Here is a 16,051-nt window from a genome sequence, read left to right as displayed (position 1 = left end):
CCTGGGGAGTGACCGATGCAGTCAGGAGCACCGCACTCGGGAGTCGGCCGGGTGATCGCCGACCGCTACCTCCTGCTGAACCGGCTCGGCAGCGGCGGCATGGGCCATGTCTGGCTGGCGCACGACCGGCAGCTGGACTGCGAGGTCGCGCTGAAGGAGATCGTGTTCCGCAATGCGGGCGAGGCCGAGCGGGAGCGCACGGCCCGGGTGGCCCGCGCCCGCGCCGAGGCCCGGCACGCCGCCGGACTGCGCGCCCACCCGAACGTGGTCACGGTGCACGACGTGCTGGAACACGACGAGCTGCCGTGGATCGTCATGGAATACGTGCCGGGCGCCCTCGACCTGAAGGCGCTCGTCACCCGGCGCGGCGCCCTCGCGCCCGCCGAGTGCGCCCGCATCGGGCTCGCCGTGCTGGACGCCCTGACCGCCGGGCACGAACGCGGCGTCATGCACCGGGACGTCAAGCCGGCCAACATCCTGCTCGCCCCGGACCGCACCGGATCGCCGTACGCGCGCGTCCTGCTCACCGACTACGGCATCTCCGTCCAGCCCGACACGCAGGAGACCCGGTACACGCGCACGCACGTCCTGGTCGGCACCGCCGGATATCTGGCGCCCGAGCGGGCGCAGGGCGGGCCGCCGACCGCCGCGGCCGACCTGTTCTCACTGGGGTGCACGCTGTACTACGCCGTCGAGGGGTACGGGCCCTTCGAGCGGGACTCGGAGATCGCGGCGCTGACCGCGGTCGTCCTGGAGGAACCGCGCCCCGTGCTGCGGGCGGGCGCGCTGGAGCCGGTGCTGTCCGCCATGCTCGCCAAGGACCCCGTGCACCGGATCACCGCCGCCGAGACCGAGGCCGCGCTCTCCGCGATCGTGACACCCCAGGCCCACCCCCGCACCGAGCCCGACCTGGGCTCCCAGCCGCAGTGGGCGAGCGAGCCGACGCACACGGCGGAGCCGGAGATCCCCGTCCTCCCCCACGTCCGGCACGAGACACCGTGGTACGCGCCGTCGGCCGGGCACGGCGGACAGGACGCCTGGTCCCCGGCGGAGCACCGGGCGTCGGGCGGACAGGGGTTCGGCCCTCCCGCACGGACCACCGGGGACGGTGGCCGTGGCCGTGGCGGTGGTGGGCGCCGCCGTAGGCACCGCGGCAGGGCCCTCCTCGCGGGCATGGCCACCACCCTCGGCCTGGCCCTCGTGGTGAGCGGGGCCTGGTACGCCATGGGGAACATCCAGGACCTGCCGGGCGGGCTCGGCGGTGACACCGGGAGCGAGGCGCTGCCGTACGGGAAGACCGTGGGGCTGACGGAGCCGCTGCGGGACGGCGACTGTGTGGACGCCACCTGGAAGGACACGCCCTTCGCCGACACGCCCCGACTCAGGGTCCTGCCGCGCTGCGCGAGCACGAGCACGGACGGGCAGGTGATGGCGTTCTACGAGGCCTCGTCCGCCGAGGACGCCCGCGCGAGCGGAGCCACGCGGTGTGATCAGCTCACCCAGGAGGCGCGCGGCAAACTCGTGGACATCCGCACCTACGCGGTCCTGCCGACCACCGACGGCTTCGCCGCCGCCGGGCACCGCGTCGCCTGTCTGCTGCTGGGCGAGCGCAGGCCGGTGTACGGACCCATGGGCCACCATCGCGAGCTGGGAACGGTGTTCAACGACACGGCCACCCTGCAGAAGCAGGACTGTCTCGACACGATCAACGAGAACAAGGCCAAGCTGGTCTCCTGCCAGGACCGCCACCGGCAGAAGGTGCTCGGCTTCCTGGAGATGAGCCCGCAGACGACCTATGCGCAGGCCTTCAGGAACGCTCCGGAGAACTGCGCCGAGAAGATGCGACCGCAGGACTACGGCTACGAGCCGAGCAGCGTCCTGTCCGGCTTCTGGATCAGCGACGACGGCTGGAAACTGGGCGCACATTTCGTCGTATGCACCGCTGTCTCCGCCAGTGGGGGCACCATGGAGGGAGAAGAAGCCTGAGGAAGGGTGTTGCGATGCCCGGTTCGACGAAGGCCATGGGGGTGCTCACCCTCGGTGGGCTGGTCGTGGTGACGGCCTACACGGTGGCGCTCGGCAGCAACGGCTGGCTGTGGTTCGGATGGGTCGTCCTCGGCCTGCTGACGCTGGGGATGGTGGCGTCGCGCACCTGAGGCTCACGCTCTGTGTCTCTCAGGCCCGGGGGATTCCCCCGTCCGGGTGTACGCCCGGCTGGTACTTCGGCAGCCGGGCGGTGATCTTCATGCCCGCGCCGACCGCGGTCTCGATGACGAGGCCGTGGTCGTCGCCGTACACCTGGCGGAGCCGCTCGTCGACGTTGCTGAGGCCTATGCCGCCCGAGGGGCTGGTCTCGCCGGCGAGGATGCGGCGGAGCACCGCGGGGTCCATGCCGACGCCGTCGTCCTCGATGACGACGAGCGCCTCGGCGCCCGCGTCCTGGGCGGTGATGCTGATGTGGCTCTTGTCGATCCGGCCTTCGAGGCCGTGCTTCACCGCGTTCTCCACCAGGGGCTGGAGGCAGAGGAAGGGGAGGGTGACCGGCAGGACCTCGGGGGCTATCTGGAGGGTGACCGAGAGGCGGTCGCCGAAGCGGGCCCGGACCAGTGCCAAGTAGTGGTCGATGGCGTGGAGCTCGTCGGCGAGGGTGGTGAAGTCGCCGTGCCTGCGGAACGAGTAGCGGGTGAAGTCGGCGAACTCCAGGAGGAGTTCACGGGCGCGCTCGGGGTCGGTGCGGACGAACGAGGCGATCACCGCGAGTGAGTTGAAGATGAAGTGCGGGGAGATCTGGGCGCGCAGGGCCTTGATCTCGGCCTCTATCAGCCGGGTGCGGGACTGGTCGAGATCGGCCAGTTCGAGCTGGACGGAGACCCAGCGGGCGACCTCCCCGGCGGCCCGGACGAGGACGGCGGACTCGCGGGGCGCGCAGGCGACGAGCGCCCCGTGGACCCGATCGTCGACCGTGAGGGGGGCCACGACCGCCCAGCGCACCGGGCAGTCGAGGATGTCGCAGGTCAGCCGGAAGGCCTCGCCCCGGCCGGTCTCCAGGGGACCCGCCAGCCGTCCCATGATCTCGGCGCGGTGGTGCTCCCCCACGCCCTCCCAGGCGAGGACCGACTCGTGGTCGGTGAGGCAGAGCGCGTCTGTGCCGAGCAGAGTGCGCAGGCGCTTGGCGGATCTGCGGGCGGTCTCCTCGGTGAGGCCGGCGCGCAGCGGGGGCGCGGCGAGGGTGGCGGTGTGCAGGGTCTGGAAGGTGGCGTGCTCGACGGGCGTGCCGAGTCCGCCGAGGCTGTTGCGGGGCCGGGCCGTACGGCGGCCGAGCCAGAATCCGGCCGCGAGCATCGGGAGCACGGCCACGAAGAGCCCCGCCAGGAACCCGCTCACTTCACCGCTCATCGTTCACCTCCTGCATGGGTACACCGCTCATCGCCCGTGGGTTCCCTTCCGCCGGCCTCACCGCCGCCATCGACTCCGCCGGTCCTCACCGCCGCCACAGCTCGACCTCCTTGGTGGCCGCGCGGGTCCGGCCGCCGACCAGTTCCTCGGGGAGGTGGAAGCGGGCCAGGATCGCCGGTGTCTCGGGCGGGACCTTGCCGGGGGTGGCCAGGGACACCAGGACCATCGTGAGGAAGCCGAGGGGTACGGACCAGAGGGCGGGCCAGGCCAGCAGGGCGTGCAGGGTGCCGGTGCCCGGGTATCCGGCCATGGTCGCGGCGACCGCGAGGAGGGCCGCGCCGCCGCCGACGAGCATGCCGGCGGCCGCGCCCGGCGGGGTGAGGCGCCGCCACCAGATGCCCAGGACGAGCAGCGGGCAGAAGGAGGAGGCGGAGACGGCGAAGGCGAGGCCGACCGCGTCGGCGACGGGCAGCCCGCCGACCAGGCCGCTCGCCGCGAGCGGCACCGCCATCGCGAGGACGGTGCCGAGCCGGAAGTGCCGTACGCCGCGTGCGGGCAGTACGTCCTGGGTGAGCACCCCGGCGACGGCCATGGTCAGCCCTGACGCGGTGGACAGGAACGCGGCGAACGCGCCGCCCGCGACCAGCGCGCCGAGCAGGTCGCCGCCGAGGCCGCCGATCATGCGGTCCGGGAGGAGCAGGACGGCCGCGTCGGCGTCGCCGGTGAGGGTGAGGTCGGGGGCGTAGAGCCGGCCGAGGGCGCCGTAGACGGGGGGCAGGAGGTAGAAGGCGCCGATCAGGCCGAGGACGACGACCGTGGTGCGGCGGGCGGCGACACCGTGCGGGCTGGTGTAGAAGCGGACGACGACGTGGGGCAGGCCCATGGTGCCGAGGAAGGTGGCGAGGATCAGCCCGTAGGTGGCGTACAGGGGGCGTTCCTCGCGGCCGGCGGCGAGCGAGGTGGACATGCCGCCGTTGCCGCCGCGGTCGGCGAGGGGCACGGTGTCGCCCTCGGTGAACGTCAGCCGGGTGCCCCGGTCGATGCGGTGGGTGCCGGCGGGCAGGTCGACGCGGCTGTCGTCGTGGCGGCGGCCGTCGATCGTGCCGGAGGCGGTGACGGTCAGCGGGCTCGCCAGCTTCAGGTCGAGGGTCTCGTCGACGCGTACCACGCGTTGTTCGCGAAACTCGGCGGGCTCGTCGAAGGCGTGGCGCGGGGCGCCGTCGCCGTGCCAGGCGAGGGCGAGGAAGAGGGCGGGGACCAGCAGGGCGGTGAGCTTCAGCCAGTACTGGAAGGCCTGGACGAAGGTGATGCTGCGCATGCCGCCGGCCGCGACCGTGGCGGAGACGACGACGGCGACGATGACCCCGCCGAGCCACTCGGGGGCGTCGGTGAGGACGCTCAACGTCAGTCCGGCGCCCTGGAGTTGGGGCAGAAGATAGAGCCAGCCGACGCCCACGACGAAGGCGCCCGCGAGCCGCCGTACCGTCTTGGAGGCGAGCCGGGCCTCGGCGAAGTCCGGCAGGGTGTAGGCGCCGGAGCGGCGCAGCGGGGCGGCGACGAACAGCAGGAGGACGAGGTAGCCGGCGGTGTAGCCGACCGGGTACCAGAGCATGTCGGGGCCCTGGACGAGGACGAGGCCCGCGATGCCGAGGAAGGAGGCGGCGGAGAGGTACTCGCCGCTGATCGCGGCCGCGTTGAGGCGGGGGCCGACGGTGCGGGAGGCGACGTAGAAGTCGGAGGTGGTGCGGGATATGCGCAGGCCGAACGCGCCGACGAAGACGGTGGCGACGACGACCAGGGCGACCGCGGGGACGGCGTAGTTCTCGTTCATGAGTTCACGGTTCCGTCGCCTCAGCGGTCCTCGACGAGCCGGACGAGGTCCTGCTCGTTGCGTTCGGCGCGGCGTACGTGCCAGCGGGCGAGGACGACGAGCGGCGGGTAGATGCCGAAGCCGAGGATGGCCCATTCCAGGCCGGCGCCGTCCGGCATCGCGGCGAAGACCAGCGGCAGCGGGGCGACCAGCAGGACCAGGACTCCGAACACGGCGAGGGCGGCGCGGAGTTGGCTGCGCATGAGGGAGCGGACGTAGGTGTGGCCGAGGGTGGTCTGTTCGTCGATCTCGGTGCGTGGGCGGTGATGGCCGGAGGGATGGGGGTACCTCCCGCTCGGGCGCAGCCGGGAGTGGGGGAGGGTGCGCCGGGGCACTCCGGTGACGACGACGCGGCGTTCGGTGGGGTCGTTCGGCATGGCGGCTCCTCAGCCCGTGGTCCGGCGCATCAGCAGATCGCGCAGTTCGCGTGCGTGGCGGCGGCTGACCTGGAGTTCCACCGAGCCGATGAGGACGCTGACCGTGCCCGCGTCCAGACGGAGTTCACCGATGTGTCGCAGGGCGACGAGATGGCGGCGGTGGATGCGGACGAACCCGCGTGCGCGCCAGCGTTCTTCGAGGGTGGACAGCGGGATGCGGACGAGGTGGCTGCCCTGGGGGGTGTGGAGCCGGGCGTAGTCGCCCTGGGCCTCGACGTGGGTGATGTCGTCGACGGCGACGAAGCGGGTCACTCCGCCGAGTTCGACGGGTATCTGGTCGGGGTCGGGTTCGTGGACCGGTATCGGCGGGGCGGTGTCGCGGAGCTGGGCGGCCCGGCGTATCGCCTCGGCGAGGCGTTCCCGGCGGACGGGTTTGAGGACGTAGTCGACGGCCTTGAGGTCGAAGGCCTGGACGGCGAAGCCCTCGTGCGCGGTGACGAAGACGACGAGCGGGGGCCGGGCGAAGCCGGTGAGGAGGCGGGCGAGGTCCAGGCCGTCGAGTCCGGCCATGTGGATGTCGAGGAAGACGACGTCGATCGCCTCGGGTCCGCCGGGGCCGGACTCCAGGGCACGGTTGATCCGTCGCAGGGCCTCGGTGGCGTCGCTGGCGCCCTCGGCGCTGCCGATCCGTGGATCCGCGTTCAGCAGGTACAGCAGTTCCTCGAGGGAGGGTTTCTCGTCATCGACGGCGAGCGCGCGCAGCATGAAGGTGGAGTGTAGGAGCAATTCGCACGCCTGCACACGGGCGCGCGCCGCACGGCGTCCACGGAGGGGCGCCGCTGGATACAGTGCCCGCATGAACAGCAAGTCGGCGGCGTTCGACGAGCTCGACCGCAAGATCATCACGGCGCTCATGGCGAACGCGAGGAGCAGCTTCGCCGAGATCGGCTCGGCCATCGGGCTTTCGGCCACCGCGGTGAAGCGGCGGGTGGACCGGTTGCGCGAGACGGGGGTGATCACCGGGTTCACGGCGACGGTGCAGCCGGCGGCGCTCGGCTGGCGCACGGAGGCGTACGTGGAGGTGTACTGCGAGGGCGCGGCGCCGCCCCGGCGGCTGGCCGAGGTGGTGCGCAACCATCCGGAGATCACCGCGGCGATGACGGTGACCGGCGGGGCGGACGCGTTGCTGCATGTGCGGGCCGTCGACGTGGGGCACTTCGAGGAGGTGCTGGAGCGGATCCGCACCGAGCCGTTCATCCGGAAGACGATCAGCTACATGGTGCTGTCGCATCTGCTGCCCGAGGCTCCGGAGGCCGGCGCGACGCAGGACGCAGCGAACGTGCGCTGAGCTCGTTGGATACGCAGCATTACTGCGCGAACACGCAACGTTCGTTTCTTGTCGTGCGCCTGCCCCGATTTCTACCGTGGTGTCATCCCAGCCGACACCGCAGGAAGCGGAGAGACCCTCTGTGCCCGACAGCCGTGTGCCGCGCCTTCGGCGCTTTCTCGTCTGCGAACCCAGACATTTCGCCGTTCAGTACTCGATCAACCCCTGGATGCACCCGGACACCCCCGTGGACGTCGACCTCGCCCAGGATCAGTGGCGGGAGCTGATCCGCGCCTACCGAACCCATGGCCACACCGTGGACACCGTGGAGCCGGTGGCGGCGCTGCCCGACATGGTGTTCGCGGCCAACTGCGCGCTCGTCCTCGGCGGCCGTGTCCTCGGCTCGCTGTTCCACGCGCCCGAGCGGCGCCCCGAGTCCGCCGCGTACGACGCCTGGTTCAAGAGCGCCGGGTACGACGTGCTGCGGTCCGAGTCGGTCTGCGAGGGGGAGGGCGACCTGGTCCCGGCCGGTCGCTGGCTGCTCGCCGGGACCGGTTTCCGCACCACCCGTGAGGCCCATCGCCAGGCGCAGGAGTTCTTCGGCGTGCCCGTGATCAGCCTCCAGCTGGTGGACCCGCGCTTCTACCATCTGGACACCGCGCTGTTCGTCCTCGACGACGGACACGACGGACACGACGGCAACATCGCGTACTACCCGGAGGCGTTCTCGCCCGGCAGCCGCGCGGTCCTCGCCCGGCTCTACCCGGACGCGCTGATCGCCACCCGCGAGGACGCCATGGCGTTCGGCCTGAACTCGGTGTCGGACGGTCGTCATGTGTTCATCTCGCCCCGTGCCAAGGAACTCGCCGACCAGCTCGCGCGGCAGGGCTACGTCCCCGTCCCCGTCGACCTGTCGGAGTTCCAGAAGGCCGGCGGTGGCATCAAGTGCGTCACTCAGGAGATCCGCCCGTGACTCCGGAGATCCGACCCGTGCCCCAGGAGGCCCCGGAATGACCGCTCCCGTCCGTACGCGTTCCTCGGCCGACCTCATCCGGGCCGAGGAACCCGTCCTCGCGCACAACTACCACCCGCTGCCCGTGGTCGTGGCCAGGGCCGAGGGGACCTGGGTCGAGGACGTCGAGGGGCGTCGCTATCTGGACATGCTCGCCGGCTACTCCGCCCTGAACTTCGGCCACCGCCACCCGGCGCTGATCGAGGCCGCGCACCGCCAGCTCGACACGCTGACCCTCACCTCGCGGGCCTTCCACAACGACCGGCTCGCCGAGTTCGCCGAGGCCCTGGCGGAGCTGATCGGCCTGGACATGGTGCTGCCGATGAACACGGGCGCCGAGGCCGTGGAGAGCGCGATCAAGGTGGCCCGCAAATGGGCGTACGAGGTGAAGGGCGTCCCCGCCGACCAGGCGACGATCGTGGTCGCCGCCGACAACTTCCACGGCCGTACGACGACGATCGTCAGCTTCTCCACGGACCCGGTGGCCCGTGACGGCTTCGGCCCGTTCACGCCCGGCTTCCGGGTGGTCCCGTACAACGACCTCGCCGCGCTGGAGGCGGCGGTCGACGAGACGACGGCCGCGGTGCTGATCGAGCCCATCCAGGGCGAGGCGGGGGTACTCATCCCGGACGACGGCTATCTGCGCGGCGTCCGCGAGCTGACCCAGCGCACCGGCTGTCTCTTCATCGCCGACGAGATCCAGTCGGGCCTCGGCCGCACCGGCCGTACGCTCGCCGTCGACCACGAGGACGTACGGCCCGACGCCGTCCTGCTCGGCAAGGCGCTCGGCGGCGGCATCGTGCCGGTGTCGGCGGTGGTGGCCCGCCGCGAGGTGCTGTCGGTCCTGCGCCCCGGTGAGCACGGGTCGACGTTCGGTGGCAATCCGCTCGCGGCCGCCGTCGGTTCGGCGGTGGTGGAGCTGCTGCGCACCGGGGAGTTCCAGCGCGAGGCCGCCGAACTGGGCGGGGTCCTTCGGGACGGGCTCACGGAACTGGTCGGCCGGGGCGTGGTCGGCTTCCGCGCGCGCGGCCTGTGGGCGGGCGTCGACATCGACCCCGCGATCGGCACGGGCCGCGAGATCAGCCACCGCCTCATGGCGGAGGGGATCCTGGTCAAGGACACCCACGGCTCGACCATCCGACTGGCCCCGCCCCTGACGATCACGGCCGCGGAACTCGGCTCCGCGCTGGGGACGCTGGGAGAGGTCCTGAAGAAGGGCTCCTGACACCCGAAGTCCGACACCCGCGCCCCGAAAGGGGCGCGGGGAACGGCGCGAGCACCCACCCACAACGCGCGGACAGCGCACTCCCCCTGGGCGGCAGCCCCCGGAAGCGGGGTCGAAGGGGCAGCCGCCCCTGGGGAAGGGAAGCGGCGGCGGGGGCGAAACCCGCCCTCAGGACCGAAGCCGGTCGAAGCGGAACGGCGTGAGGACATCCGGCCGCCGCCCTGTGACGACGTACTCGGCGAGCCGGTGGCCCGTCACCGGCCCCAGCGTCACCCCGAGCATCCCGTGCCCGGTAGCCGCGTACGCGTTGTCGTGGCCGGGGACTCGGTCGATGACCGGCAGCCCGTCGGGCAGGAACGGCCGCCCGCCCACCCACGGATCGCGGATGAGACCCACCAGATCGTCCGGATCGTCGAACCAGCGGCCGAGATAGTGCCGGCTGGCGAGGGCGACGGCGACCACCCGGCGCCAGTCCAGCCGGTTGTTGTTCCCGCTCAGCTCCATCGTCCCGCCGATCCGCGTGGTCTCGCCGATCGGTGAGGCGACGGCCCGGCGCTCGCCGAAGTACAGCGTGTGACGCGGCGCCGGATCCAGGTCCACGGAGAAGCTGTACCCCTTGCCCGCCTGGAGCGGCAGCGGACTCCCCAGCGCGCGCAGCAGCGCGGGGGAACGCATTCCGGCCGCGACGACGACGGCCGAGCAGGGGATCTCCCCCTGGGCGGTCCGCAGTGCGGTGACCCGTCCACCGCCGGACCGGAACCCGGTGGCCTCCGCGTTCTCGTGCACCTTCACCCCGGCCGCGGCGAGCGCCTCCCCCAGCGCGCGGGCGAAGGCCTCCGGATCGACCACGCCCTCCCCCTCGACGAGGTACGCCGCACGCACCTTGGGCGACAGCGCCTCGTCCAGGAGGCGGGCGTCGGCGCCCGTGGTGACGTCGTCGGGCAGCGGGTAGCGGCCGTCCGCCATCTCCCGCTGGATCGCGAGGTGGTGACGGGCCTCGGCCGACGACAGGAAGGCGTGAACCATGCCGGGCCGGGTGAGCGTCGTGTCGACGCCCGCCTCGCGCAGGCCGTCGAAGAGGTCGAAGGTGGTCCGGTTCAGCTCGGCGATCGCCGCGTAGCCGTGCCGGAACGCGGCCGGTGTGCTGCTGCGCCAGAACCGCCACAGCCACCGTACGAACGCCGGGTCCGGCAGCGGCCGCAGGTACAGGGGCGAGTCCGGGCGGCCGAGGGAGCGCAGGGCGTAGCGGAGTACGCCAGGGGCGGGGACGGGTGTCGAATGGCTGAGGCAGACCCAGCCGGCGTTGCCCCGGGACACCCCGGAGCCCAGCCCGCGCCGCTCGACGACCTCCACCGGGACCCCGGCCGCGGCCAGGTAGTACGCGGTGCACAGTCCCACGACACCACCGCCGACGACCACGACCGGGGCGTCACCCACCGGCCCTCCCGTACCGGGCGCTCGGGTCATGACGCCGTCCCGTACGAGGCGAGGAACTCCCGGGTGCGGGCCCGGGCGGGGTTGTCGAGGACCTCCTCGGGCCTGCCCTCCTCCACGATCCGGCCGCCGTCGACGAAGACGACATGGTCGGACACCTCGCGGGCGAAGGGGAGTTCATGCGTGACCAGGAGCATGGTCATGCCGTCGGCGGCGAGTTCCCGCATGACGCTGAGCACCTCCCGGGTCGCCTCCGGGTCCAGAGAGGACGTGGGTTCGTCGAAGAGGAGCACTTCGGGGGTGAGGGCGAGCGCGCGGGCGATGGCGACGCGCTGCTGTTCGCCGCCGGAGAGCTGGTCGGGCAGGGCGAGGGCACGGTGGGCGACCTTGACGCGGCGCAGCAGGGCGACGGCCCGCTCCAGGGCCTGCTGTTCGGGGATGCCGGCCTTGCGCTGGGCGAGGACGACGTTCTCGACGGCCGTGAGATGCGGGAAGAGGTTGAACCGCTGGAAGACCATGCCGACGGTGCGGCGCAGCCGGGCCAGGTCGCGGCAGACGGTGCGGCCGCCTTGGTGCACCACCTCCCCGGCGACCTCGACCGTGCCCCGGTCCGGGCGTTCCAGCAGGTTGACGCAGCGCATCAGCGTCGTCTTGCCGCCGCCGCTCTGTCCGATGACGCTGACGATGCGGCCCCGGGGGACCTCCAGGTGGACGTCGTCGAGGACGAGGCGGCCGTCGAAGGACTTGCTCAGACCTTGGATGCGGACGACCGCCTCCTGGGTCGGCGTCGCCGGGGCCGGTCCAGGACCGGCGGCCGGGGTCGTGCTCCCGGCCGGGGCCGTGCTCCCGGCCGGGTTCGGGCTCCCGGCCGGGGTCTCGCCCTTCGCCGAGGTGACCGAGTCGGTCATGCCGTCGCCTCCTTCGCGCCGGCGTCCACGCCGGTGTTCGTGATCACGTCGCCGCCGAGCAGGGCGCGGGCCGCGCGCAGCCGCCGTCGCCGCCACGGGGAGAGGGGGACGCCCGCCCGTACCTTGCGTTCCAGGAGCAGCAGGAGCTGGGAGAGGGGGTAGCAGAGGGCGAAGTAGACGGCCGAGATGACGAGGTACACCTCCAGGGCGCGGAAGGTGGCCGAGGTGATGAGGCGGCCCTCGGACATCAGCTCGGCGGCGGAGACGGTGACGAGCAGCGAGGTGGACTTCAGCAGGTCGACCAGCATGGTGTTGGTGCCGGGCAGCGCCTGCCGTACCGCCTGCGGCAGGACGATGTGGCCGAAGATGCCCGTCCTGCCCAGTCCCAGCGCCTCGCCCGCCTCCGTCTGCCCGGCGTGCACCCCGCTGATCGCGGACCGGAAGATCTCGGACAGATAGGCGGCGTAGAAGACGACGAGGCTGAGGCAGCCGGCCGTGAACACGTCCAGCCGGAGCCCGGCGGAGGCGAGGCCGAAGTAGGTCAGGAAGATGATGGCGAGCAGCGGGACGTTCTTGAACACCTCCGTGTAGACGGCGGCGACGGCGCGGGCCGGCCAGGCCCTGCTCAGCCGGAGCAGGGCCACCGCCAGGCCGAGCAGTACGGCGCCGAGGAAGCTCACCAGCGTGTAGGAGAGGGTCCGCCCGAGTGCGTCGAGCAGGTCGGGGCGGTAGTCGGACCAGGGAACTTCGAAGAAGCCGGCGAGATCGGACATGTCATCCCCTCACCGCGCGATGGACGGCGGGGTCCAGTCCTGGGGCCGGTCCACGCCCCGGCGTGCGGTGGCGACGTCGGCGGCGGGCTTCAGGAACTGTTCGGGGTCGCCGCCCCACTTCTCGACGAGCTTCCTCAGTTCGCCGTTCTTGTACATGGCGTCGATCTCCGCGGAGATCGCCTTCTCCAGCGCGGTGGCCTTCTTGGGCAGGTAGAACCCGGTCTGGTAGGGCTGGAAGTACTGGTAGGCGGGCTCCGCCTTCACCTGCGCGGCGGTCGGCGGGGTCATGTACTGGGTCTCGATCCTCAGGTCGGGCCGTTCCTTCTGGGCCGCGATGATGAGCAGCGGGTCGAGGAAGCCGACGTCGACGCGGCCCGCGCCGAGGTCGTCGAAGACACCGTTGGCGTCCGGATAGGCGTGCAGCTTGGCGCCGGGGACGGCCTGGATGGACTTGACCCAGACATAGCCCTCGACCGTCCCGAGTTCCAGGCCCTCCAGGTCGTCGACGGTCTTGTAGGTCTTGCCGGACCGCACGGCCATCGCCGGGGGCGAGTAGTAGGGCGGATCCGTGAACAGGCCCTGCTTCTGCCGGTCCGCCGACCAGGCGACCCCGCCTATCGTGATGTCCACCCGGCGGGACTGCACCCCGGCGAGCATGCCCGCGAAGTCCGTGACCTGGGGCTCCACCTGGAGGCCGAGCTTCCCGGCCACGTGATTGAGGATGTCGCCGTCCAACCCGACGATCTTGTCGCCCTGGACGCTGGTGTAGGGCGCGTACGGCTGGACGGCCACCTTGAGGACGCCCGGGGTGAGGGTGCCCAGCGCGGCGGCCTTCGCGGAGACGTTCTTCGGGCCGTCGTCGCCCGAACCACAGGCGCCGACGGTGGACAGCAGGAGGGTCGCGGACAGAGCGGCGACGAGCGAACGCACACGGATCATCGGGGTGGCCTTCCATGTCGGCCTGCAGGAACCCGCCGTTCACCGCGGTGTGCCCCCGGCGGGGAGAGGAGGTGATGGGCCCACAGGCTATGAGCGGGCCCGTCGCGGGTCACTGTTCACTTCGTACGAACTTGTGGTGAACAGCGCCTGACCCGCTGTACGGTGCGTCCAGCTCAGGTCCGCCCCCGACGGGAGGAACACCCGTGCTGAGCCCGTCACTCGCGCAGGAGATCGCCGGGGACACCTCCGCGGTGATCGGTTTCAACGTGCTGATCACCGATGCGGAGGGCATGGTCATCGGCAGCGGCGACAGCAGCCGGGTCGGCACCTTCCACGAGGCCTCCGTCGAGGTGATCCGCACCCAGGAACCGGCCGCGCACAGCGCCACGGAGGCCCTTCGGCTACGGGGTGTACGGCCCGGTATCACCCTCCCGCTGGTCACCGACGGGCAGGCGGTGGGCACGGTCGGGATCACCGGGACCCCCGCCCAGGTGCGGCGCTTCGGCCTGCTGGTGAAGCGCCAGACGGAGATCCTGCTGCGGGAGTCGGTGATGCTGCGCTCCCGGCTGCTCGCCGAGCGGGCGGCCGAGAAACTGCTCGCCGACATCGCCTCGTACGACCCTCAGGTGGTGGAGGGCGACTTCCTGCTCTACCGGGCCGCCGAGCTGGGCTTCGACCTGCGGCTCCCCCGGGTCGCGGTGGCCTTCGAGGTGACCGTGGCCGAACCGGGCAACCGCCGGCACGGCGCACCGGCCCGGGACATGGCGCTGGTCCGCTCGGAACTGCTCCGCACGGTGCGTGAGGTGTTCGCCGACCCGCAGGACATCGTCGCGACCACGGCTCCCGGCCGGCTCGGCGTCCTGCACCGCCTCCGGGCCGACCGGCCGACGGCGTCCCTGGTCGCCGACTGCCGCCGGGTGGCCGATGTCATCGCCGCGCAGAGTTCCCTCACGGCCCGGGCCGGGATCGGCGAACCGGCCGACACCGTGGGCAGGCTCCACGACTCCTACCAGGACGCGTGCGACGCGCTCCATCTGACGGCCCGGCGGACGAGTGGTTCCCCCGCGCTCGCGGCCGGCCGTCGGGCGGGCGGCGCCCCGGTGCACCTGATCTCCGATCTGCGGATCCATCAGGTCCTGGCGGCGGTGGGCCAGCCCGCCCGCCATCGCCTGCTCGCGGTGACCGCCCAGGACCTGCGGGCCCAGCCGGACTGGCCGGTGCTCCGCGACACGATCACCGCGTGGTGCGAGGGCGGCTTCAATCTCGTACGGGCGGCCGAGGCGCTGCACGTCCACCGCAACACCGTGGTCTACCGGATGAACAAGATCGAGCAGCTAACCGGTCGGCCACTGCGCGAGCACCGCACCACCATGGCCCTGTATCTCGCCTGTCTCTGCGACCAACTGGGCGCGACCACCGAAGAATTCGGGACGTGAGAGCGGTCGGCCGTCACGCCCGGCGGTTCTCGTGGGCTTCGGCGAGGAGGAGACAGCCGCCAGCGGTCCAGGTGTAGGCGCGGTCGCGCAGGCCCGTTCCGGTCAGGGCGTCGAAGTTCTCCGCGAAGCCGTGGGCCTCGCACAGGGCGCGGAAGCGGGCGCTGATCTCGTCGGCCTGCCGGTGGTGTCCGGCGCGGCGCAGGCCGTCCTCGACGAGGACCGTGGCGGGGGCCCAGATCGGGCCGCGCCAGTATCCGTCGGAGAGGTAGTGCGGTGAGCTGGGCAGTTCGGTGGCCAGTCCGTACCGGGTCAGGCGGGTCTCGACGCGGTCGGCCAGGGCGCGGCTGACGGCGTCCGGCAGATGCTCGCCCAGCACGATGGGCATCAAATCGAGGAGGCCGGAGCTGTGCCAGGTGTCGCCGCTCGCGACTCCTCGGGCGACGAAGCGGTCACCGGTCCACAGCTGGTCGAGCATGGCCGTGGGTCGCCCCGGCGGCCAGCGTCCATCGGCGGGCCTCGTCCGGTCTGTTCAGTTGCGTCGCCAGTTCGGCGAGTTCGTGCAGCTGGTCGTCGACCGCCTCACGGTCACGCCGACGGAGGGCGCTCTCCCGACGCGTACGTACGAGGCACGGGACGCGGAGCTCGCGGGCTCGGCCACGCTCACCCCGCTCTCCCTGGCCACCGACGGGACGGCGATCACCGGGATCGGCGGCGCCCCGGGCAACGGCAACACCGCCACGTTCACCGTCACCGCGGACAAGGCGGGCACCCACGCGCTGCGCATCCGCTACTCCAACCCCGAGCAGTCCGAAGCCACCCACTACAACCCGGACCCGCTCGCCCGCCACGCCGACATCGCCGTCAACGGCGGCGAGACGCGGCGGGTCGGCTTCCCGCACACCTTCCACCAGAACAACTTCTGGGAGCTGACCGTCCCCGTCCAGTTCAAGAAGGGACAGAACACGATCACCTTCCGCTCCGAGGAACTCCCGAACTTCGACGGCACCACCTACACCTCGGACACCTTCCCCGGCGTGCTGCTCCGCTCCCGCTACGCGCCGCTGATCGACCGGATCACCGTCGCGCCCTACGCGCGCGGTGGGATGAGCTGAACGGCGAAGCGCCCGGTCCGTCATGGTCGACAGGCCGGGCGCGCTTCTCGCTGCGGCCGGCGGCGCACCGGTCTGCGTCGGCGCCCTTGACCGGACCCCGCACCTCTTGCACGATGTTGCGTATTGCTCGACAGGTTGCTTAATACGCACCGCCGGCTGAGATGACGAGGTCGTACGCATGTCGCTTCTGAACACGCCCCTGCACGAGCTGGACCCGGACGTCGCCGCCGCCGTCGACGCCG

General features: G+C 72.0%; 14 protein-coding genes and 2 pseudogenes. 7 read left to right on the top strand and 9 right to left on the bottom strand.

The features are described from left to right. The first annotated feature begins 15 nt into the window (after positions 1–15). Positions 16–1,986, top strand: a complete 1,971-nt coding sequence (locus ACWD26_RS00080; protein WP_451264501.1) for a protein kinase domain-containing protein — start codon at positions 16–18, stop codon at positions 1,984–1,986. A gap of 14 nt (positions 1,987–2,000) precedes the next feature. Further along, positions 2,001–2,156 (top strand): hypothetical protein, encoded by a 156-nt coding sequence (locus ACWD26_RS00075; RefSeq protein WP_390997614.1) that lies wholly within the window; start codon positions 2,001–2,003, stop codon positions 2,154–2,156. A 19-nt stretch (positions 2,157–2,175) separates the two neighbouring features. Here the strand turns inward: ACWD26_RS00075 and ACWD26_RS00070 are convergent, their stop codons facing one another. The 4 genes from ACWD26_RS00070 to ACWD26_RS00055 all read right to left on the bottom strand — a co-directional run bounded on the left by ACWD26_RS00070 (position 2,176) and on the right by ACWD26_RS00055 (position 6,408). Then, entirely contained in the window at positions 2,176–3,384 is a 1,209-nt protein-coding gene (locus ACWD26_RS00070; RefSeq protein WP_451265236.1) for a sensor histidine kinase, read from the bottom strand. 97 nt (positions 3,385–3,481) lie between these two features. Next, positions 3,482–5,227: a sodium/solute symporter gene (locus ACWD26_RS00065; protein WP_451264499.1), complete on the bottom strand. Its 1,746-nt coding sequence runs from the start codon at positions 5,225–5,227 to the stop codon at positions 3,482–3,484. A gap of 20 nt (positions 5,228–5,247) precedes the next feature. Next, complete coding sequence (locus tag ACWD26_RS00060; RefSeq protein ID WP_451264497.1) at positions 5,248–5,643, bottom strand: hypothetical protein; 396 nt, start codon at positions 5,641–5,643, stop codon at positions 5,248–5,250. 9 nt (positions 5,644–5,652) lie between these two features. Then, a complete protein-coding gene (locus tag ACWD26_RS00055) occupies positions 5,653–6,408 on the bottom strand; it encodes a LytR/AlgR family response regulator transcription factor (protein WP_451264495.1) in 756 nt (251 codons plus the stop codon). Between the two features lie 91 nt (positions 6,409–6,499). Here ACWD26_RS00055 and ACWD26_RS00050 point away from each other — a divergent pair, with 91 nt between their 5' ends. The 3 genes from ACWD26_RS00050 to rocD all read left to right on the top strand — a co-directional run bounded on the left by ACWD26_RS00050 (position 6,500) and on the right by rocD (position 9,207). After that, a complete protein-coding gene (locus tag ACWD26_RS00050; RefSeq protein ID WP_451264493.1) occupies positions 6,500–6,991 on the top strand; it encodes an Lrp/AsnC family transcriptional regulator in 492 nt (163 codons plus the stop codon). 121 nt (positions 6,992–7,112) lie between these two features. Beyond that, positions 7,113–7,943, top strand: a complete 831-nt coding sequence (ddaH, locus tag ACWD26_RS00045) for a dimethylargininase (protein ID WP_451264491.1) — start codon at positions 7,113–7,115, stop codon at positions 7,941–7,943. A gap of 37 nt (positions 7,944–7,980) precedes the next feature. Beyond that, positions 7,981–9,207 carry an ornithine--oxo-acid transaminase gene (gene rocD / locus ACWD26_RS00040; RefSeq protein WP_451264489.1) on the top strand — a complete coding sequence of 409 codons (1,227 nt, stop codon included), beginning with the start codon at positions 7,981–7,983 and terminating at the stop codon, positions 9,205–9,207. A gap of 168 nt (positions 9,208–9,375) precedes the next feature. Here the strand turns inward: rocD and ACWD26_RS00035 are convergent, their stop codons facing one another. The 4 genes from ACWD26_RS00035 to ACWD26_RS00020 are packed head-to-tail and all read right to left on the bottom strand — an operon-like array spanning position 9,376 to position 13,261. Beyond that, positions 9,376–10,674, bottom strand: coding sequence for an NAD(P)/FAD-dependent oxidoreductase (locus ACWD26_RS00035; RefSeq protein ID WP_451264487.1), 1,299 nt, complete (start codon positions 10,672–10,674; stop codon positions 9,376–9,378). Beyond that, the gene (locus tag ACWD26_RS00030) at positions 10,671–11,549 is read right to left on the bottom strand and encodes an amino acid ABC transporter ATP-binding protein (RefSeq protein WP_451264485.1); all 879 of its coding nucleotides are present in this window, start codon (positions 11,547–11,549) and stop codon (positions 10,671–10,673) included. The genes ACWD26_RS00035 and ACWD26_RS00030 overlap by 4 nt, the downstream gene beginning before the upstream one ends. Beyond that, a complete protein-coding gene (locus tag ACWD26_RS00025; protein ID WP_451264483.1) occupies positions 11,546–12,322 on the bottom strand; it encodes an amino acid ABC transporter permease in 777 nt (258 codons plus the stop codon). Before ACWD26_RS00025 ends, ACWD26_RS00030 begins: the two co-directional genes overlap by 4 nt. 9 nt (positions 12,323–12,331) lie before the next feature. Then, positions 12,332–13,261, bottom strand: a complete 930-nt coding sequence (locus tag ACWD26_RS00020; RefSeq protein WP_451264481.1) for a substrate-binding periplasmic protein — start codon at positions 13,259–13,261, stop codon at positions 12,332–12,334. A 203-nt stretch (positions 13,262–13,464) separates the two neighbouring features. On the opposite strand from ACWD26_RS00020, the gene ACWD26_RS00015 reads away from it, so the two are divergent. Beyond that, entirely contained in the window at positions 13,465–14,697 is a 1,233-nt protein-coding gene (locus tag ACWD26_RS00015; RefSeq protein WP_451264479.1) for a CdaR family transcriptional regulator, read from the top strand. 13 nt (positions 14,698–14,710) lie between these two features. On the opposite strand, the pseudogene ACWD26_RS00010 reads toward ACWD26_RS00015, so the two are convergent. Beyond that, positions 14,711–15,263: pseudogene (locus tag ACWD26_RS00010) on the bottom strand (MGH1-like glycoside hydrolase domain-containing protein); the annotation flags it as partial. Here ACWD26_RS00010 and ACWD26_RS00005 point away from each other — a divergent pair. Further along, positions 15,264–15,809: pseudogene (locus ACWD26_RS00005) on the top strand (LamG-like jellyroll fold domain-containing protein); the annotation flags it as partial. Positions 15,810–16,051 lie beyond the last annotated feature (242 nt).

The sequence above is a fragment of the Streptomyces sp. NPDC002787 genome (assembly GCF_053592095.1).
This window is presented reverse-complemented; position numbering and strand designations above follow the sequence as displayed.